The sequence below is a fragment of the Flavobacterium sp. KBS0721 genome (assembly GCF_002007065.3).
Lineage (GTDB): Bacteria > Bacteroidota > Bacteroidia > Flavobacteriales > Flavobacteriaceae > Flavobacterium > Flavobacterium piscis.
In genome coordinates this window covers 456,174-476,454 of record NZ_CP042170.1, presented here as the reverse complement: position 1 = coordinate 476,454, position 20,281 = coordinate 456,174, and the positions used below count along the sequence as shown (strand labels likewise).

20 protein-coding genes are annotated in these 20,281 nt (G+C 33.0%); 7 read left to right on the top strand and 13 right to left on the bottom strand.

Annotation, left to right across the window (positions count from 1 at the left end; all coding sequences use genetic code 11):
* Window positions 1-66 precede the first annotated feature (66 nt).
* The 4 genes from B0M43_RS02295 to gcvP form a co-directional block, all read right to left on the bottom strand.
* Complete coding sequence (locus B0M43_RS02295; protein ID WP_078006034.1) at window positions 67-915, bottom strand: glycosyltransferase family 2 protein; 849 nt, start codon at window positions 913-915, stop codon at window positions 67-69.
* A 159-nt stretch (window positions 916-1,074) separates the two neighbouring features.
* Window positions 1,075-1,602, bottom strand: coding sequence for a methyltransferase (locus B0M43_RS02290; protein WP_065450814.1), 528 nt, complete (start codon window positions 1,600-1,602; stop codon window positions 1,075-1,077).
* A 166-nt stretch (window positions 1,603-1,768) separates the two neighbouring features.
* A complete protein-coding gene (locus B0M43_RS02285; protein ID WP_078006033.1) occupies window positions 1,769-2,827 on the bottom strand; it encodes a 3-oxoacyl-ACP synthase III family protein in 1,059 nt (352 codons plus the stop codon).
* 808 nt (window positions 2,828-3,635) lie between these two features.
* On the bottom strand, window positions 3,636-6,485 hold the full coding sequence (gene gcvP / locus B0M43_RS02280; RefSeq protein WP_078006032.1) for an aminomethyl-transferring glycine dehydrogenase: 2,850 nt from the start codon (window positions 6,483-6,485) through the stop codon (window positions 3,636-3,638).
* A 212-nt stretch (window positions 6,486-6,697) separates the two neighbouring features.
* Here gcvP and B0M43_RS02275 point away from each other — a divergent pair, with 212 nt between their 5' ends.
* Window positions 6,698-7,504 (top strand): hypothetical protein, encoded by an 807-nt coding sequence (locus B0M43_RS02275; protein ID WP_078006030.1) that lies wholly within the window; start codon window positions 6,698-6,700, stop codon window positions 7,502-7,504.
* 71 nt (window positions 7,505-7,575) lie between these two features.
* Here the strand turns inward: B0M43_RS02275 and B0M43_RS02270 are convergent, their stop codons facing one another.
* From B0M43_RS02270 to B0M43_RS02240, 7 genes are all read right to left on the bottom strand, one after another.
* A complete protein-coding gene (locus tag B0M43_RS02270) occupies window positions 7,576-8,040 on the bottom strand; it encodes an SRPBCC family protein (RefSeq protein WP_078006029.1) in 465 nt (154 codons plus the stop codon).
* A gap of 190 nt (window positions 8,041-8,230) precedes the next feature.
* Entirely contained in the window at window positions 8,231-9,139 is a 909-nt protein-coding gene (locus B0M43_RS02265; RefSeq protein ID WP_078006028.1) for a TIGR01777 family oxidoreductase, read from the bottom strand.
* A gap of 105 nt (window positions 9,140-9,244) precedes the next feature.
* On the bottom strand, window positions 9,245-9,631 hold the full coding sequence (locus B0M43_RS02260) for a hypothetical protein (protein ID WP_065450819.1): 387 nt from the start codon (window positions 9,629-9,631) through the stop codon (window positions 9,245-9,247).
* A 19-nt stretch (window positions 9,632-9,650) separates the two neighbouring features.
* Window positions 9,651-9,998 (bottom strand): hypothetical protein, encoded by a 348-nt coding sequence (locus B0M43_RS02255; protein WP_078006026.1) that lies wholly within the window; start codon window positions 9,996-9,998, stop codon window positions 9,651-9,653.
* Window positions 9,999-10,033: 35 nt separating this feature from the next.
* Window positions 10,034-10,771 carry a YqjF family protein gene (locus B0M43_RS02250; protein WP_078006025.1) on the bottom strand — a complete coding sequence of 246 codons (738 nt, stop codon included), beginning with the start codon at window positions 10,769-10,771 and terminating at the stop codon, window positions 10,034-10,036.
* Window positions 10,768-11,106 (bottom strand): hypothetical protein, encoded by a 339-nt coding sequence (locus tag B0M43_RS02245; RefSeq protein ID WP_078006024.1) that lies wholly within the window; start codon window positions 11,104-11,106, stop codon window positions 10,768-10,770. Before B0M43_RS02245 ends, B0M43_RS02250 begins: the two co-directional genes overlap by 4 nt.
* A 55-nt stretch (window positions 11,107-11,161) precedes the next feature.
* On the bottom strand, window positions 11,162-11,665 hold the full coding sequence (locus B0M43_RS02240) for a GbsR/MarR family transcriptional regulator (RefSeq protein WP_078006023.1): 504 nt from the start codon (window positions 11,663-11,665) through the stop codon (window positions 11,162-11,164).
* Window positions 11,666-12,076: 411 nt separating this feature from the next.
* On the opposite strand from B0M43_RS02240, the gene B0M43_RS02235 reads away from it, so the two are divergent.
* From B0M43_RS02235 to B0M43_RS02215, 5 genes are all read left to right on the top strand, one after another.
* Window positions 12,077-12,490: a DUF1842 domain-containing protein gene (locus B0M43_RS02235; RefSeq protein WP_078006022.1), complete on the top strand. Its 414-nt coding sequence runs from the start codon at window positions 12,077-12,079 to the stop codon at window positions 12,488-12,490.
* A gap of 148 nt (window positions 12,491-12,638) precedes the next feature.
* Window positions 12,639-14,117 carry a hypothetical protein gene (locus tag B0M43_RS02230; protein WP_078006021.1) on the top strand — a complete coding sequence of 493 codons (1,479 nt, stop codon included), beginning with the start codon at window positions 12,639-12,641 and terminating at the stop codon, window positions 14,115-14,117.
* 280 nt (window positions 14,118-14,397) lie between these two features.
* Complete coding sequence (locus B0M43_RS02225; RefSeq protein WP_078006020.1) at window positions 14,398-15,660, top strand: sodium:proton antiporter; 1,263 nt, start codon at window positions 14,398-14,400, stop codon at window positions 15,658-15,660.
* Between the two features lie 193 nt (window positions 15,661-15,853).
* Window positions 15,854-16,096 (top strand): type II toxin-antitoxin system HicA family toxin, encoded by a 243-nt coding sequence (locus B0M43_RS02220; protein WP_065450827.1) that lies wholly within the window; start codon window positions 15,854-15,856, stop codon window positions 16,094-16,096.
* A 1-nt stretch (window position 16,097) separates the two neighbouring features.
* Window positions 16,098-16,448, top strand: coding sequence for a type II toxin-antitoxin system HicB family antitoxin (locus B0M43_RS02215; protein WP_078006182.1), 351 nt, complete (start codon window positions 16,098-16,100; stop codon window positions 16,446-16,448).
* A gap of 22 nt (window positions 16,449-16,470) precedes the next feature.
* On the opposite strand, the gene B0M43_RS02210 is transcribed toward B0M43_RS02215, so the two are convergent.
* Window positions 16,471-17,130, bottom strand: a complete 660-nt coding sequence (locus tag B0M43_RS02210; protein ID WP_078006019.1) for a vancomycin high temperature exclusion protein — start codon at window positions 17,128-17,130, stop codon at window positions 16,471-16,473.
* Window positions 17,131-17,265: 135 nt separating this feature from the next.
* The gene (locus B0M43_RS02205) at window positions 17,266-19,293 is read right to left on the bottom strand and encodes a M3 family metallopeptidase (RefSeq protein ID WP_078006018.1); all 2,028 of its coding nucleotides are present in this window, start codon (window positions 19,291-19,293) and stop codon (window positions 17,266-17,268) included.
* Between the two features lie 220 nt (window positions 19,294-19,513).
* On the opposite strand from B0M43_RS02205, the gene B0M43_RS02200 reads away from it, so the two are divergent.
* The gene (locus B0M43_RS02200) at window positions 19,514-20,185 is read left to right on the top strand and encodes a hypothetical protein (RefSeq protein ID WP_246860188.1); all 672 of its coding nucleotides are present in this window, start codon (window positions 19,514-19,516) and stop codon (window positions 20,183-20,185) included.
* Window positions 20,186-20,281 lie beyond the last annotated feature (96 nt).

Sequence of the window (20,281 nt, the reverse complement as noted above, 5' to 3'; positions counted from 1 at the left end):
ATTGGCTAAATTAAGGATTAGTTTACAGTTTACAGTTTCAGTTTACAGTTTTTTAAGTTTTAAAAACTAAAAAAGCTTCTGTTTCATTTTTTGAAAACGATAATTTCTTATAAATTTAGCTTGTTCAGGTGTAACTAATAATGGTGTTTTGGCTTTTTTTGCTTTCCAAAATCCTTTTATATAGTCTAAAAATAAAAATGGTTTTTTCTTCATCATTGCCAGTTTTGCCGATGCAATTGCGGTAATCCAAAAACCATATCCTAAAGTATAAAAAGCCTCGCCTTGTTTATAACGGGCTGTTTTGTTGTAATTTGCACCTGTTGGTTTAAGGTGTTTTACTTGTAAAGACTCGTCGGTAACGATTTTCCAATCATAATATTTACAAAGCAATTCGTCTACTGTATCCCAGCCCATGGCAGGTTTTAATCCTCCAATTTGCTGATAAGTTGCTTTGCGATAGGCTTTCAATGCACCACGAATATGATCTTTGTCGGTTAAGTTTTCTAAAACCCAATCTCCATTTTTTTCGATGTAACAAAATCCGCCAACCATTCCGATTTTTGGATCAGATTGAAAGTGACGAATGATAGTTTCAAAATAATTTGGAGGAAATATTAAATCGCCGTCTATTTTTACAATAATATCATAATCAGAATCCAGTGTTGCAAAACCTTTCTGGAAAGCCTGAATTACTTTGCTTCCCGGCATATGAATCGCATCTGAAGTTTTGTTTACAACAGAAATATACGGATTGTCTTTAGCAAAACCCAAAACGACTTCTTCTGTTTTATCTGTAGAATTGTCGTTTACAACCACAATTTTTGAAGGCAAAACAGTTTGCGAAACCAAAGATTGCAAAGTCAGGCCAATAAGATCTTGTTCGTTGTGAGCTGGTATAACAATATAGTACTTCATGATTTTTAATTTAAATTCCAATTATTTAAAAGAAATTCCAATCTTTTAAAATTCCAAATTCCAATTTTTACCGATATGGTTTAAATTGGAATTTGGAATTTGTCTTTTTGAGATTTTCCAAATAATTGGAATTTGGAATTTATTTTTTGGAATTTGCCGTTAGGCTTTTATTTTCTCCGCAACAACAATATAATATCTTGGCGTGAAATATCTTAGTAATGGTCTGAAACCAAACTTTTTTACCGGATGTGTAAATTTTTGACGATCGGTAATTTTCCAGCCTGTTTTTTCTAAAAGCCAGTCTAATTGCCAGTCTTCAAATTCGTGGTAATGTCTGTCCCACATATCTGTTTTAGAACGATAAGCCGGAGAAAACCATAAACGTAACGGAATTGATATTAACAATTTGTCACATTTTACATTTTCAAGAATCGTGTACGGATTTAGTAAATGTTCAAAAATTTCAAACGCAGTAAAAACAGTATATTCTTCGGTTTGTAAAGCAGTTTGATCATTGTCTAAATCTTCTCCTTTAGTGTTTTTTACGGTATAGCCATTTTCTTCCATTATTTTTGAGAATGGATTTGGTACACCAAAATCAAAAATAGTTTCTGATGTTGTAACGTGTTTTTGTAAAAACTCTAAAGTAAGTTTGAATCTTTTATTAGGAAACGTTTTTTCGTACATAGTCGTTGCGAGGAACGAAACAATCTCTCGTTCTTGATTTTATAATTAGGTCGCAAATATACTAAAAAGTCCGCATTTTAAGATGCGGACTTTTTTAAGTTTTCATTCTCAGTTTACAGTCACAGTATTCAGAAGCTGAAAACTGTGACTGCGACTGTAAACTAATTTAGTATCGGTAAACAAATGCATTAACATTCATTCCTGCTCCTACCGAAGCAAAAATTACTACGTCGCCTTTATTGATTTCGTGGTTTTCTAATTTTCCTTGTATTAAAAGATCATATAGAGTTGGTACGGTTGCAACGCTTGAGTTTCCTAAATCATGAATACTCATTGGCATAATGTTTTCAGGAGCTGTTTTGTCGTATAATTTGTAGAAACGTGCAATAATTGCTTCGTCCATTTTTTCGTTTGCCTGGTGAATTAGGATTTTCTTTACTTCATCAATACCGATTCCGCTTTTGTCTAAACAGCTTTTCATGGCACAAGGAACCTGGCTTAATGCAAATTCGTAAATCTTACGACCGTACATTTTTATGTATTTAATGTCCGGATCTAAATCTGGATTGTATGATTTTCCGAAATATAAAAAGTTAGCTTCATCATTGGCAAAAGTAGCACTTTCATAAGAAAGTAAACCTGCTTCATCATCAGAAGCTTCTAAAATTGAAGCACCTGCTCCATCAGAATAAATCATAGAATCACGATCATGATCGTCTACAACTCTTGATAAAGTTTCGGCACCAATTACCAGAACACGTTTTGCCATGCCTGATTTGATGAAAGCATTGGCCTGTAAAACTCCTTCTATCCAGCCTGGACATCCAAAAAGAATATCGTAAGCAACACATTTAGGGTTTTTGATATCCAGTTTGTTTTTTACACGAGTGGCTAAACTTGGTAAAATATCAGATTGATTCGTTCCGGATTTTACATCTCCAAAATTATGTGCAAATATGATATAATCTAATGTTTCACGATCGATTTTAGCATTTTCAAGTGCTCTTTCGGCAGCAAAAAAGGCTAAATCAGATGAGGTATGTTGGTCTTCGGCATAACGACGGTTTTCGATTCCGGTAATACCTTTAAATTTTTTAATTACAACTTCGTTAGGGTAAGCAAAAGGGGTTCCGTCTTCGTTTAGAAATACGTGATCACCAAAGTCAGTATTGCTTACTTCTTTATTTGGAATATAGCTTCCGATGCCTATTATTTTTATTTTCATTATTCAGTAATTATCCGATAAATTTATTGCTAAAGTATAAATAATTTCATGATAACTATCATAAAAAATACTATGCATGCATATAATTATGAAATAATAATTATTTGTGGGATTTATTGTTAATTTTCTAACGAATTTTAAGTTTTATCGAGATTTCAAACGATTGAGATTTGTTTTCAGGTTTATTTTTTTCGGAAAAATGGTTAAGTTTTTTTGCGTTTTGTTACAAATAAAACCGAAGTTTCAAAAAGTGTTAAAAAACAGAAAACTTTATGATTTCTTTTGAAGTTTTGTAGACGTTATTGTAATTTTTTGACTGAGGATAGGAGGCAATTTCATTACGTTAAGCTTTTTTAAGATAAAATTAATCTCGCAAAGGTGCTAAGACGCAAAGTTTAAACACAATATTGTCCTTTCGACGAAGGAGAAATCTCCGCAAGAAGCTCGACAAAGATTAGACTTCCGTTGAGGAGTTACGTACGAAGATTTCTCCTTCGTCGAAATTGACAGTATGTTACGGAAATTTAATTTGTAGTTGCTCGCGTGAGGGATAGGAATAAACTGCCGAAGCAGTATGGATAGCCCGACAGTATTTAAGAAAAGGCCTCATAAGCGCAAAGTTGATTTGGCCTTTTTTTAAATACTGGCACGCCCAAGTACTATTTTAGATTATAGATTTCTGATTTTAGATTTGTTTCAGGTTTCACGTTATTGTCGAACTTGAAACCTGAAACAAAATAAAACAAAAAGAAAACCCGACAAGTTAAAAGACCTGTCGGGTTTGGATATATAATTCGAAAACTATTTCTTAGTTTTCCATGTAAGCTTCGATTGGAGCACAGCTACAGATTAAATTTCTGTCACCGTATGCATCATCTACACGACGAACAGATGGCCAGAATTTATTTTCAGCAATGTACTCTAATGGATAAGCTGCTTTTTCTCTAGTGTAAGGGAAAGCCCAGTTATCAGTAGTTAACATTGCTAGTGTATGAGGTGCATTTTTCAATACGTTGTTTTTATCATCTGCTGTTGCAGCGTCAATTTCTTTTCTGATTGAAATAAGAGCATCACAAAAACGATTTAATTCTGCTAAATCTTCAGATTCAGTTGGTTCGATCATTAAAGTTCCTGCTACAGGGAAAGAAACCGTAGGAGCGTGAAAACCGTAATCCATCAAACGTTTTGCGATATCACCAACTTCAATTCCGTTTTCTTTGAATGAACGACAATCTAAAATCATTTCGTGAGCCGCTCTTCCGCATTCTCCTGTATAAAGAATTGGGTAGTGTCCTTCGAAACGGGCTTTCATGTAATTTGCATTCAAAATTGCATGCTCTGTAGCGCTTTTTAATCCTTCAGCACCCATCATAGTGATGTAACCGTAAGAAATTAAACATACCAAAGCTGATCCGTAAGGTGCAGATGAAATAGCGGTAATCGCTTGTTCGCCACCAACTTTTAAGATTGGGTTTGTTGGTAAAAATGGAACTAATTTTTCATTCACACAGATTGGTCCAACTCCAGGTCCACCACCACCGTGAGGAATAGCGAATGTTTTGTGTAAGTTTAAGTGACAAACGTCAGCACCAATTGTAGCAGGATTTGTTAATCCAACTTGTGCGTTCATATTAGCACCGTCCATATATACTAATCCGCCGTTGTCGTGGATTAATTTAGTAATTTCAATAATAGAAGATTCGAAAACTCCGTGAGTAGAAGGGTACGTTACCATTAAACAAGATAAATCATCTTTATGTTCAATCGCTTTTTCTCTTAAATCTTCTACATCAATGTTTCCTTCCGGAGTCGTTTTAGTAACGATGATTTTCATTCCGGCCATAGCTGCAGAAGCAGGATTGGTTCCGTGAGCAGATGAAGGAATTAAACATACATTACGGTGACCTTCGTTTCTTGACAAGTGGTAAGCACGAATAGCCATTAAACCAGCATATTCTCCTTGAGCTCCTGAGTTAGGCTGTAATGTAGTTCCGGCAAAACCGGTAATTACATTTAGTTGCTCTTCTAACTTTTTAAGCATCGTGATATAACCTTCAGCTTGTTCTACTGGTGCAAAAGGGTGAATGCTGTTCCAGTTTGGCATTGATAAAGGCAACATTTCTGAAGCTGCGTTTAGTTTCATTGTACAAGAACCTAGTGAAATCATCGAATGATTCAATGATAAATCCTTACGTTCTAATTTTTTGATGTAACGCATGATCTGACTTTCTGAATGATGGTTGTTGAACACATCATGCGTTAAGAAAGCAGAAGTTCTTTCTAATGAAGCCGGTAATTGACTTGCAGCAGTTAATTCAGAAACAGAAACAGTTTCTTTTCCTAAAGCTTCAGCAAAAATCGATATGATTTGATTGATATCAGCAACTGAAGTTGTTTCGTTGAATGAGATAGAAATGGTATCAGCATCAACATAGTAGAAGTTTACTTCATTTTTCTCCGCAATCGCTTTTACTTTTTGAGCATCAGCTTTTACCAAGATAGTATCAAAGTAAGCCGTATTGGTTTGGAAAACGCCTAATTTATTTAAAGCTTCAGCAGCAGTAACTGCCGATGCGTGAACTTTACCTGCAATGTATTGTAATCCTTTTGGTCCGTGGTAAACCGCATACATTCCGGCCATAACCGCTAATAAAACTTGAGCGGTACAAATATTTGAAGTCGCTTTTTCACGCTTAATGTGTTGCTCACGAGTTCCTAAAGCCATACGTAAAGCACGATTTCCGTTTACATCAATCGAAACTCCAATAATACGACCTGGCATAGATCGTTTGTATTCGTCTTTAGTTGCAAAAAAAGCAGCGTGAGGACCTCCGTAACCCATTGGCACACCAAAACGTTGTGTAGTTCCAACAACAACTGCTGCTCCCATTTCTCCCGGAGAAGTTAAGGCAGCTAGTGATAAAATATCCGCAGCAAAGGCAACTTTAATTTCATTTTCTTTTGCTTTAGCAACAAAAGCACTATAATCATTTACCTGACCATATTTTCCCGGGTATTGTAAAATAGCACCGAAAAAGTCATTTGAAAAATCAAAGTTTTCGTGGTTTCCAACAACTAATTCAATTCCAATAGGAGTTGAACGTGTTTGCAGGATCGATAAAGTTTGTGGTAAAATTTCTTCACAAACGAAGAATTTGTTGGTATTGTTTTTCTTTTGGTCACGTGTACGAACGTCAAATAATAACGCCATAGCTTCTGCTGCTGCAGTTCCTTCATCCAATAAAGAGGCATTCGCAATTTCCATTCCTGTTAATTCGATAACCGTAGTTTGGAAATTCAAAATAGCTTCAAGACGACCTTGAGCAATTTCTGCCTGATAAGGCGTGTAAGCAGTATACCATCCTGGGTTTTCAAAGATATTTCTCTGAATTGGAGCAGGAACGATAGTGGGGTGATAACCCAAACCAATATACGATTTGAATACTTTATTTTTCTTTCCTAATTCCTGAATATGATTTGCAAATTCGTATTCCGTCATTGCAGGATCCAAATTCAAAGGCGCTTTTAAACGAATGTCGTCCGGAAGGGTTTCATAAACAAGTTGTTCAATCGATTCAACACCAATAGTTTGTAACATGTGTTGAAGATCCGTTTCTCTTGGACCAATGTGTCTTAAAGCAAAAGCATCTGTTTTCATTTGTAGCAGTCTGTTTTTTAAGGTAATGTAAGTAGCAACGTGTACTATTTAATAATGTTACACAAGGTTTATTACATTTTATAGTAAATGTGTTGTTTTTTTGTGGCGCAAAATTAAGTATTATTAATAATTTAATGGGTATTTTTAACTTCAATTTTTATCAAATTTCTAACTAAAGAGTTGATTTGTTACCAATTGATTAGATTTGAGACATGAAACTTCTAAAACAAATAGTTGATTTTTATTTAAACAGCAGTATTCACGTGGCTTTATCGTGTTATGCTTTGGTCCGAATTACATTTTACTTCTTTCATATTCAGTATGATGAGCCAATTGCTTTATTTGTTTTTTTCGGAACAATTGTAGGATATAATTTCGTAAAGTATGATGCTTTGGTTCGCGTCAAGAAAAAACCAATCGGAATACAGCTGAAAATTATTGCCGTTTTGAGTTTTATTTCGCTGATTTTAGTGGGTTATTATTTTTTCCACCTCAACCGAATTACCCAAATTGTTTCCGTTTGTATATTTTTAATAACGGCACTTTATACTTTACCCTTTTTTCCTAATAGAAAAAATGCGAGAAACTGGGCAGGAGTAAAAATCTATATTGTGTCGCTTTGCTGGGTAGGAGCGACTTTGGTTTTGCCTTACATAAATGCTGAAATTCCCTTTACAGCTAACTTTTTTATAAAATGTGGGCAGCGTTTTGTCTTGGTTTTTGTGCTGATTTTGGTTTTCGAAATTTTAGATCTGGCGAATGACGATCCGCATTTGAAAACTGTTCCGCAAACAATTGGTGTAAAACGAACTAAGATCTTAGGCTTTTCATTATTAGTTCCGTTTTGGGTTTTAGGAATTTTGAGTTTTACCCTTCATGATCTTATTATCAATCTGGTAATGGTTGTGACTTTGATGTTGTTTATTCTCTTTGCCAATACGAATAGATCAAAATATTATACTTCTTTTTGGGTCGAAAGTGTTCCGATTTTTTGGTGGCTGATGATTGTGTTTTTATAAGTAAGACGCATTTAAGGTTCTAAATAATTTGGGCGTGTTTCGCCGTGGCGTAAAATGAGAAAATTCATTTTTCAAAAGAAAAATTTGGTTTCTTCAGAAACCTCTTTTAAGATCTTATTTCTCTCTAAAAGAAATTGTGTGAGATGTTTTTCGAGAAATAAAATATCAAATAATTTTCCGAAAATTCCAAATGGCGTTTCATATTGTAATATATCCTTCATAACCGTTACGCCATTTTCTTCTTCAAAAACATGTTCGTGTCTGAAAGATTTAAATTTTCCTTCTTCCATTTCATCTACGAAATAATCATAAAAATTCATGACCGGAATTTTGCTTTTATGTGTGAGATAAAATCCAAAATGTTTACCGCGCCAAGTTACTGTTTCGTTTAAATTTATTAAACCAGACGTCACTCCGGCAATTGCTTTTTCTTTTGTAGGACTTGCAGATTCCTGGTGAATATCGATATTTCGTGATGCGTCAAAAACAATTTGTTTTGAGGCTTTTATTTTTGTTGTAAGGTTTATTGTTGTCATGAATATGAATTGTATTTTGGTAAGTTTTATTATGCACATTTTTGTCATCCCGAGGAACGAGGGATCTTCGCGAGTAGCTCGACAAAGATTAGCAACTTACTACGCGGAGTTTCTTGCGGAGATTTCTCCTTCGTCGAAATGACAAAAATGTGGGAATTGGGACGAATAGGTTTCGAACTTGTCAAAGTTGTTAGCGTAATAAATCATTAAAAGCCTCATCAAGATCTCCAAACTTAAACTTAAACCCATTTTCTAAGAGCTTTTTCGGAATCACATTTCTGCTTTTCAAAACCAATTCAGCTTCTGTTCGAATAAAGAAAGATCCAATTTTTAGTAAAAAAGTATTCACCGGAATTCCGAAAGGAAAACCAACTGCTTTTCGAAGTTTCTTCATAAAATCTGCATTACGGATTGGTTCCGGAGAAACAACGTTTACAATTCCGGTAATTTCTTTTTCAATAATAAAATCAATCGCATTGGCAAAATCTTCTTCGTGAATCCAACTTACAAACTGATTGCCGCTTCCTTGTTTGCCTCCAAAACCAATTTTTGCCAAAGTCTTTAACGGAATTAATGCACCGCCATTTTTACCTAAAACTATAGAAGTTCGCAAAGCGGTTTTTAAAGTATTTGGAGTGTCGGTTTTAAAGAATGCTTTTTCCCAGGATAATGCGACGTTTATAGAAAAGTCATTCCCTATTTCGCCATCAATTTCATCCATTTGTTTATCCAAAGAAAATCTGTAAATAGTAGAAGTTGATGAATTCAGCCAGTGTTTCGGTGGGTTTTTACAATTTAAAACGGCTTTGTTTAAAATCTTTGTGCTTTCAATTCTTGATAATAAGATCTCTTTTTTATTCTTTTCAGTATAACGACAATCAACCGATTTTCCGGCCAGATTTATTAAAACCGTTGCATTTTCCAGTTCATTTTCCCAACCTGAAAAACTTCTGGCATTCCAGTTTACATATTTGATTCCGTCAATGGTTTGAGATTTTCCACGGGTCAGAATTATAATTTCTTCAAATTTATCTTTGAAATGATTGACTAAGACTTGTCCTAAAAATCCTGTTCCGGCTGCGATGATAAGTTTGTTCATGGTTTTGTGATTTTTTTTTCGCCAGGAATTCCACGAATTTGCACGAATTTGTAAAATATTAATTCGTGATAATTCGGGAAATTCGTGGCGACTTTTAATATAAAATTATGCTTTAAAAACCAGTCTTTCTTCTTCCTGCGCTTCTTTGGCTTTTCTTTTTCCTCTAAAGAAGAAATACAAATTAAAGAATAACATTACACCAAGATAGATAGAAAATCCGCCAATTTTGTAGCTCAATCTTTCAATTAATTCCTGATAACTATTGTTGCTCAATTGCAGTTGCAAAATCATTAAGGCAAAACCAATGTTTAAAAGGTAAAAACCTGTTTCGAAAAGTCTATTCGTAGCTTCAGCAATTTCTTCTCTTCCCTTAAAAATATCCAGCATAAAGATTTTTCCGTTTTTAAAAAGTGTTTTAGAAACATAATAAGTAAGAAATAAAGCAACTGGTAAATAAATGCCGTAACCGATTAAGATTTTTGTAGTTTCCATGATATTTAAATTTAAGGTATTATTTAATTAATTTGTGAATGTACTTGGTTAGAATAATGATATTGAAATAATGTAAGATCGAAATGATGAAAATTATAATAGCTGTTTTTATTCCGATCGTTTCAATCAATTGTGCCGAAGATGAAATTTTTTGCCAGGAAATAAGCGTCATCGCGCAATAGCCAATATTTAAAAGATAATACGCCAGAAGCAAAACGTGATTGATTTTTTGGCAGATATCCGCATGATTTGGAATTAATTCGGCGACAAAAATGTTTCCGTTTTTGTAGCATATTTTTCCAACTTTCAAAATGATGAAAACCGTAATGCTGAAATAGATAAAATATCCTGTAATATTAAGATTCATAATTGCCGATTTATAAATTAATGATTGCAAATTTATTATGCCATTTCTTTCAGAGCTTTCACCGATTCTAATTTTCTTTTATTCTTAACTGTAATTTTGGAACCTTTCGCCAGAAAAACTGAAGCTGGTTTTATATTTTGAAGGAATTTAAAATCTTCTCCATATGTTTTTTCGAAATCAATATCAATATTATGATGTAAGACTTCATATTGCTCCCATCTTGGATGCTGAACTTCATATTCAAAAGTGAGGTCTTTTGTAATTTTGGTATAACCAAAATAATGCTCTGTAATAAATTCAGCGTCAGAATCAATTCTTATTTTCGTCAAATCTTTTTCAGTTTCTAATTGAATTGTATTCCACTTTTCTTTACTCTTCCATTGATAAATGAAAGTATTGGTAGTTGAATTCTCAATGATTTCATGTCTCATTTTCTGAGTTTCATAATGTTCCTGATACAAAGTATTGGCAATAAAAGTGATCGCTTTTTTAGGAACAATTTCTTTGATAAAAACTACGCCGCGTTTCCATTCGCCGTTTTCAAATCGTTTTACATAAAATCTTAAATTGACTTCTTCAAAATCTACATGAAACGGAACTTTCAATCCTAAAACTTTGGTGTTTTTGAACATAAAACCCACTAAGCTTACATAACATTTGTTATTCCAAAGATCTATTTCGGTTCCTGCAGGAACATATTTTTCTAATATTTTAGCATCAACTTCATAATTAAAGAGAGCTAAGTTTTTCCATTCTGCTTTTAAGAAGTTCATTGATACGCTTTTTTATAAGTTATGATAGAAAAATAGATAGCCAGAATAATTGGTATTATAAATAACAGAAAGTAAATAAATTCAAAATGCATTATAAAAGCATTAACGGGCCACAACAGGAAAAAGAAAATAACTCCGTTTACATAAGCTTGAAGATTTTTGTCATCAGGTTCATCGATTAGCATTTTTATTCCAAAAATTAATTGAAATAAACCTGTAAGTATGGTGAATAAAAGACCAAAACATGCTAGTTCAGAACTAGTAAACAGCCCTATTATAATTAGTATGATGGGTGCAGCAACAAAAAAGTAGTTGAGGTAATTTATAGCTTTCATAGTTATTGATTGTTTTAAACTTTCAGAAAAAAATGAAAGTTTTGATTAAATTTTTTTACTTCATTATTTTTAAAACCAAACGACCTAACCAGTTATCATTAAATTCAGTCATTTTGTCTAACATATTGTCTGCTTTTAAAACGAAATCATACAATTTAGAAGTTTGATCGACAAAGTGTTTTTCTTCAGCCGAACTTTTGGCATCGATTGTCGAAACTTCTTTTAAAATTTTAAGCGCAGGTTTAATTTCTCTTTTGCTTCTTTCTCTGGCAATTTTTACAGCCAATTCGTCAAGATCTTTTTCGGCGGTAAAAAACTCTCTTCTTTCTCCGGTTTTGTATTCTTTGTAAACAATTCCCCAATCCATCAAAGCTTTTAGGTTCATGCTGGTATTGCCGCGGGAAATTTGCAATTCATCCATAATATCTTCCATAGAAACAGGTTCGTTCGAGACCATTAATAAAGCATGGATTTGTGCCATGGTTTTATTAATTCCCCATTGAGATCCTAATGCTCCCCAGGTTTGTACGAACTTATTTTTTGCTTCCTTGAATTTCATTTGTCGATTTTATTGTTTTTCAAACGGTCAAATGCAAATCGCATAAATGCTCATTGTCATAGGTCAAATGTAAACAAAAGTTTTTAAACTTTCAAAAATAAATGAAAGTTTAATTAAAAAAAGAGTTTAATTTTTATGAAACAACCTAAAAACAGGTGTTTATACGTGTTGAATTTTTCTGTGTCATTCATTATCTCATTCATGCCTAATAATTTCCACTCTGTATCATTTTATTAATTATGCCTTTTTATTTGATTTAGTTTTGAAATAGAAAATCATCCCAAATGCATTATTTAAGATGTTTTTGAAACACTAAATAATAGTATTAACAAATCAGGTGGAGCAGAAACCACTAAAAAAAACGAGGCGTACCCGAAAAGCCTTATGAGTAGGAAACCTAAATCAAAAGTTATGTCAGATTTATTAGCAGGTGCTTATTTAGCACAGGGCACAATTGGAAATGTTGGAACACCGGGTGCTCCAATTGCAAAATTTAGTTTAGTAGTTGTACCATCACAACATACTGTTACAGGTACAGTTGTAATTACTCAGGCGATTCAAGGTCCGGATAGCCATATTGTTGTTCCGGTAACAGGAAAAATATATGCAACAGGACTTGGTAAAGTTACACAAGTAGTAAGTCTTCAGGGAGAATATGTACACTCTGTTCCTCCACCGGCAATTGGTTCATTCTTAGCAAAATTTGATGCTCATTTAGCAATCGATGCTGCATGGAACGGAACGGGAGGTTTTTCATATTATCAACATAATATCGAAAACGTACCGGTAGCGGCAGTAAAAAATTTACAAGAAGAATTGGTTTAAAAATTAATTTCTCCCCAAAAACAAATTCAACAGGATAGCAAAAATTTCCTGACTCGGTAAGAGTTTTGATTTAAAGATCGCCTGATTAAGGCGGTCTTTTTTATTGCAATAGTCCTGTTTATCTAATCAATTTTAAACCTATAAGAAAATGAAAAAAAAATACGTTATCATTAGTTTACTGCTTATTATCATAATAGCAGTTGGTTTGTGGTTGTTTCTTTTTAATAAAAATAACGGAGTATATAAGGATGGAGCTTCTTATGCAACTGCATCAGCAGATTCATGTAACTGTGAGACAAGTTGGTTTCCGCATGAACAAACTCCAGCTCCAAAAGAAGGTGACGGAAGTCCGTTTGATAGCAAGAGTACAACAAACTGCGATTTTCATCAATGGTCATGGCAAAAATTTTTGTGGGTAACAAAACCATTGCCAAGCGGAAATCCTTTCTTTTTAGATTCTCTCGATTTAGTTAGCCCTGAAATGGAAGATGTCGCGCCGCAATTGGGCATAAAACTAGTGCTGAGTTCTATTAATCAGGCTGGTTCAAGAGGAGTTTTACGTTCTAATCCTAAATTTAATAATACTGCAGATACAGTATATTACTCCATTCATATTAATAAGCTGCTAAAAGACAAAGCAGTTTTAATGGCATCTTTAATCAATAGTGGAAAATTGCCTGTTTCTAATTTAGAGACATTTCCTGTTGGTGCTTTAGAATTAAAAGTTTCATGGATTAATATCAATGCAATTGCAAAGGCCAAGCAACAAGATTATTTTACGACGAAAGCTGCTGTTCAAAATAATAAAGGGCAATATGTTGAAAAAACAATGGCATTATTAGGTATGCACGTAGTTGGAGTGGTGAAAAATCATCCTGAATTTATCTGGGCCACTTTTGAACATAAAGATATGGCACCTGTTTACGATAAGAAAACCAATTCGGTAACCGCGGCAAATGAAATGCTGTTTTACGAAAAAGGTACCACTAAGGGAATAGGAGGAATTAAGTGGATTAAAAACGGAACTTCGCCTGTTGTTCCTAATAAAGCATTTATCCTTTATGAGTATGGTGTACCAAAAGATGTAAATACTGGTGCGTTTATGGCAACAAGTCAGGCAGAACCTGCTAATTTTAATAATATAGACAATATCAATAAGTGTGTAGCGTCTAATTTGAAAGATGTTTTTAAAAATTATTTTTATAATGGTTCTATTTGGTTAGATTTTGATGGCGTTTCTCCGGAAAATCAGGCAAAAGCAATTGTAACAAAAGACATCTCGAGTGCGCTTCCGGATTCGTTAGCAAGAGGTTCAGTTAATTTGGCCAATATTACTATGGAAACTTACACACAGACTTTTCAAAGTGATATACACGATATTAATAATGGTAATGTAATAAGTTGCTTTTTTTGTCATCAATCTGCAAACTTTGATAAAAGCAGACCGGGAAAATCGCCTTTATTTTTGAGCCATTTATTTGGAGATTACTTATTGTTTACCAAACCGGTATTACAATCTAGTGGTAAAAACGCAAATAATGCAAATAATTTAAGAGCACGACGTATTGAACAAATAGATGCGCTGAAAGTACAACAACTTGAAGAGTTTGTTAAAGCTAAAAAATAATTTATATTTCAAACAGAAAAGAATCTTATTTTATAAAGTTGATCCCAAAATAAAAATGTCGAAGTTTAGCTTCGGCATTTTTTATGATTTTTGTTGTCTTTAGAATAATTCAGGATTAAATGAAGTGTAGTTATTTATTTGTTTGAATTTTTCATTGTGAAACTGGTTTTTTATTGAGAATAATTCAGTTGTTTTGTTTTAAAATTGTAAAGTTATGTTAATTTAGGAAATGAAATTTTGTTTTAGGTAATGGAAATATATTTTTGTAAAAATCACATTTATGGAATTATACTACACCTTTTCAATACTTATTGTATTGGCCTCTTTCTTCGCCTATTTAAATTTAAGATTTTTAAAACTTCCGGGAACTATCGGAATAATGATTATTGCCATGTTGGTTTCTTTAGGCATTCGTTTGTTGGGAGATTCTTATTTTCCGGCTACAACCAAACATTTTTTTGAATTAATAAAAGAATTTGACTTCAACGAAATCTTAATGGGAGCGATGTTGAATTTTCTTTTATTCGCAGGCGCACTTCACGTCAACATGTCTGATCTTAAAGAGCAAAAAGTTCCCATTATGATATATTCTACAGTTAGTGTAGTATTGTCAGCATTAATTATTTCTATACTGCTTTTTTATATTGCACCAATTTTAGGCATAAAAATACCTTATATATTTTGTTTGGTTTTCGGTACATTAATTTCCCCAACCGATCCAATCGTGGTGTTGGGCGTTTTAAAACAAGCAAAAGTTCCTAAAAGAATAGAAACCAAAATTGTTGGTGAATCGTTGTTTAATGACGGAGTAGCAGTAGTAATGTTTGCTGTTGTTTTAAAAATGGCAACAGATCCTACATTTGATATGACTTTTGGTTCTATCGCCTGGTTATTTGCAAAAGAAGGAATTGGCGGACTTTTATTAGGAGCTGTTTTAGGATATACTGCATCGAGGGTTATGAAAAAAATCGATGATTATAAAGTGTCAGTTTTAATCACGCTTTCTATCGTAATGGGAGGATTTTTGATTGCCCAAAGTCTTCACGTTTCAAGTCCGTTAGCGATGGTTGTTGCCGGATTGATTATTGGTAATTATGGAAAAAAAGTAGCCATGAGCGAAGTTACTCAGGATTATTTAGGTAAGTTTTGGGAACTTATTGATGAGATATTAAACGCTATTTTATTCTTATTTATTGGTTTTGAATTACTATTGCTCCCAGATTTAAACAAACAATTGTTAACAGGTTTGGTAGCTATTTTTATAGTGTTATTCGCCAGAATTTTTTCTATCGTTTTACCGTGGAAATTCTTTGATATATTCAAGTTTTTCGGAATTAAATCTGCTTACAACAAAGGATCCTTAATGGTTCTGGTTTGGGGAGGAATTCGCGGTGGAGTTTCTATTGCTTTGGTACTTTCAATGCCCGAAGGTGAATATAAAAACCTCCTTCTTGAAGTAACTTATATTGTGGTATTGTTTTCAATCGTAGTACAAGGACTTACTGTTGGAAAATTAGCCAAAAAAGTTTTGGAGAAAGAATAAAGAACATGGAGCAAAGAATAAAGATTTTACTGAACAAGCCTGCAAAATATTTTGCAGGCTTTTTTTATAGCTTATCTATTTTTTTTAAATAGAAGTAAATAATTATTTTGAATGACTTTTCTTATATTTGTGTTTTTGTTTTTAATTGCAACTAAATTTTAGTTGCGTTTTGAGAATTTAATTATAAATTTGTATGAGTAAAATTGATAAACTTATTGAAAAGTTAAAATCAAAACCAAAAGATTTTTCTTGGGATGAAATGCTGAAAGTTCTAAATCATTTCGGTTATAAACAAATCTCACAAGGAAAAACAGGAGGCTCAAGAAGAAAATTTGTGAATGAAAATAAACAGATTATAAGTCTGCACGAACCGCATCCACAAAAAGTTTTAAAAGGATACCAACTTGATATTATTATTGAACATTTGGAATTATAAAATGAAAAACTATTTAGAATATAACGGATACATTGGTACATTAGAATTTTCTGCAGATGATAAAATATTCTTTGGAAAAATTCAAGGTATAAACGATTTAATAACCTTCGAAGGTTATTCTGTTAACGAATTAGAAAAATCTTTTGAAGAAGCTGTTGACGACTATTTAGAAACATGTAAATTATTGAATAAAGCTCCAGATAAAAGTTATAAAGGATCTTTTAATGTAAGAGTTTCTCAGGAACTACACCGGAAAATAGCTCTCTTAGCCACTAAAAAAGGATTGAATTTAAATGAGGTCGTAAAGGAAGCACTATCTTACATAATTAAACACGAAGAGGTATTGAACTAAAAAGAATAAGAGGTTTTCCAAGTCATCGTTTGTCTTCTTTCGAATAGTTAGAAGCTCCGTTTATATCAATCGAATTTCCTAAAAAATGAGGTTCACGATTTCTCAAAACATCAAAAAATGATTTAAAAATAGAACCATATTCTCTAAAAGTTACATATTTATATCCAAGATATTCACCATTGTTGGCAGAATAGCCAACAGATTTTATTCCAAGTTTTTGACCAATATAAATTGCCCGGTTTAAATGATATTCCTGAGAAATTAAAGTTGCTTTTTTGATGTTGAAAATATGCTTTGCGCGATACATCGTTGAATAAGTGTCAAATCCTGCATAGTCAATAAATATTTTGGTCGTATCCACACCGTGATTAAAACAGTAGTTTTTCATTACCGTTAATTCATCATATTCATCACTACCATTATCACCAGAAAGTAAAATTTTATTGATTCGGTTGGCTTTATATAATGCGATTCCGGCATCAAGACGGTCTTTTAAATATTTACTCGGTTGATCTCCGTTGATTCCGGCACCAAAAATAATTCCTACATCGTTTTTAGGGAATTTTTTAATCGAATAGTAAATGTTTTTTTTGGTCGAAGACTTCACGTAATAATTTACCGAAACAATAGCAACCAATCCGATAATTGCAAGGTAAAGGAATATTTTAAAATATTTTTTCAAAATGTATTTTTGTAAGATTAAGATTTAAAAGGTGGTGAAGATAGATAACATTTATTTACAGTCAAAATCAAATTAAAAAACCGAAGCATTTCTACTCCGGTTTCTCATTATCTAATATTCTAAGAAGTCTAAAGTCTATAAAAGCCCAGCTCTCTTCAATAAAGCTTCCGGTTTTGGTTCCTGACCTCTAAAACGTTTGTATAAAATCATTGGATGTTCTGTTCCTCCTTTCGAAAGTACATTATCTTTGAATTTTGTAGCAATTTCATGATTGAAAATACCATTTTCCTGAAAGTATTCAAAAGCATCTGCATCCAAAACTTCAGCCCATTTATAGCTGTAATATCCGGAAGAATATCCACCCTGAAAAATATGAGAGAAAGCCGTGCTCATTGCATTTTCTTTTACATCAGGATACAATTGCGTGTTGGCAAATTGTTGGGTTTCGAAAGTTTTTAGATCTGTAATATGTGTTGGATCCTGTCCGTGCCAAGCCATATCCAATAGTCCAAAACTTAACTGACGTAAAGTGGCTAACCCTTCCTGGAAACTGGCACTTTCTTTGATTTTTTGTACATATTCAATCGGAATAATTTCTCCGGTTTCGTAGTGGTTTGCAAACAAAGCCAAAGCTTCAGGTTCGTAACACCAGTTTTCCATAATCTGACTTGGTAATTCTACAAAATCCCAAAATACTGATGTTCCGGATAAACTTGGATAAGTTGTATTGGCTAACATTCCGTGTAAGCCGTGACCAAATTCATGGAATAAAGTCGTCACTTCATTAAAAGTCAATAAAGATGGTTTTGTTTCTGTTGGTTTGGTAAAATTGCAAACGTTCGAAATATGTGGTCTTTCGTTTACGCCATCTTTTATAGATTGATGTTTGAATGAAGTCATCCAGGCGCCGTTTCTTTTTCCTTTTCTTGGAAAGAAATCAGCATAGAAAATCGAAACTAAATTACCATCAGCATCGGTTACTTCATAAGTGGTAACTTCTTCGTGATATTTATCGATGTCAAAAACTTCGGTAAAAGTTAATCCGTATAGTTTTTTAGCAACTGTAAAAGCACCGTTTAATACTTTTTCTAATTGAAAATATGGTTTTAGTTTTTCATCATCTAAATTAAAAAGCTGTTGTTTTAATTTTTCAGAATAATAAGCGCCATCCCACTTTTCCAGTTGTTCGATTCCGTCCAGCTCTTTGGCGAAAGCCGTTAATTCAGCAAATTCTTTTTGAGCTGCCGGTTTTGCTTTTGCTAATAAATCATTCAAAAAAGAGAAAACTTTCTCCGGACTTTCGGCCATTCTTTCTTCAAGAACAAAATGTGCGTGCGTTTTATAACCTAATAAATTCGCTCTTTCGAAACGTAATTTCGCAATTTTCAAGACATTTTCCTGATTGTCAAATTCGTTATTTTGAAAAGATCTTGAGCCAAAAGCAATTGCCATTTTTTTACGCAATTCACGATTGTCTGCATAAGTCAAAAATGGAAGATAACTTGGATGATCTAAAGTGAAAATCCAACCTTCTTTTTCCTGGTTTTTAGCCAATAATCTTGCTGCTTCAATTGTTCCTTCAGGCAAACCGGCCAAATCCTTTTCATCGGTCAAATGCAATTCGAAAGCATTGGTTTCAGCCAAAATATTCTCTTCAAATTGTAGTTTTAATTTCGATAATTCTTTGTCAATTTCTCTAAGTTTATCTTTTTTATCTTCAGCTAAATTTGCTCCGTTTCGGGAGAAGCTTTTGTATTTTTTATCTAAAAGGGTAGTTTGCTCCGGATTTAGATTTAATGTTTCCTTTTGATCGTAAACGGCTTTTATTTTAGCAAATAAAGCAGCATTTAGCGTAATGTCATTTCCGAATTCAGACAATAAAGGCGAAACTTCCTGAGCGATTTTTTGCATTTCGTCGCTTGTTTCTGCCGAATTCAAATTGAAGAAAACACTCGAAAGACGATCTAAAATATCTCCTGAAAAATCCATTGCTACAACAGTGTTTTCAAAAGTTGGCGCTTCGGGATTGTTTACGATAGCATCAATTTCGGCTTTAGCCAAAGTAATTCCTTCCTGAAAAGCCGGAAGATAATCTTCAATTTTAATTTGTGAAAAAGGTGCTGTGTTATGTTTGGTAGTGAATTTTGAAAGTAAAACGTTCATTATAATGTAATTATTTATATTAATTGAAGTCAAATTTTTGAATTCCAAAGATAGCAATTTATAAAAATGTAATCATCTATATAGAATTGATTGTAGGCATAAAATGCTCTTAAATTGTGTTATAAATATGTTATTTATTCCGATCCCCCTTTTAAAAAGCGTAAATTGAAAAAATATGATTTAGCATTATAAAAGCTAATCAGCAATTTTAAAAAAGAAAATGATGAATTATCAAATTGTAATAAAGAATATAGATACGGTTAATGAAGTAGAAGGATATTGGTCTGATGAAGATTTTGTTCAGTTATTAGAAAAATTCAATTATCCCGATGGTGCAACTGCAGACAAAGCGAGTTTGCCGGAATTATTAGAAATGGCTATTTCGGATTACGAACCTAATGAAGCTGCTGAAATAGTTTTGAAATATAAATTTCCTGACAGATTAGGCGACGGACAAATTGAGCAAATATCACACAACATGTTGATTGATAAAGTTTGCGAAGAATATCCCGAAATAGATATGCAGGGAACTTTATTTCATATCAATCAATTACTTTTTAAAGCGTACAACGGAAAATTCCCCAATGCAAAAGCTTCTATTGTTCATTTTTCAATGACACCAACGGACGGTGAAGCACAAAAACTGACAGCTGAAAATGTGCTGAAATTATTGAATAAAGGTTTATCTGATAGAAATCTAATCAAAAGATTATTCGAAAATCAAATTTCTCAAAATATTCCATTTCCTGAAGCCGAAGCTATTGTTTGGGAGTTGACAACAGAAGACAATGTAAATTATGATCTGGTGACCTCAGAAAACTGGATAAATAAAGAAGATATTACAGAATATGAATTTGAATCTGTTCTGGAGGAAATTGAAGACGAAGCATAATTTCAGATTATAAATAAGTTTTTGTTTCACAAAGACTCGCAAAAAAACGCAGAGATTCACAAAGTTTTTCTTCACTAAAATGTGAAAAAGCTCTGT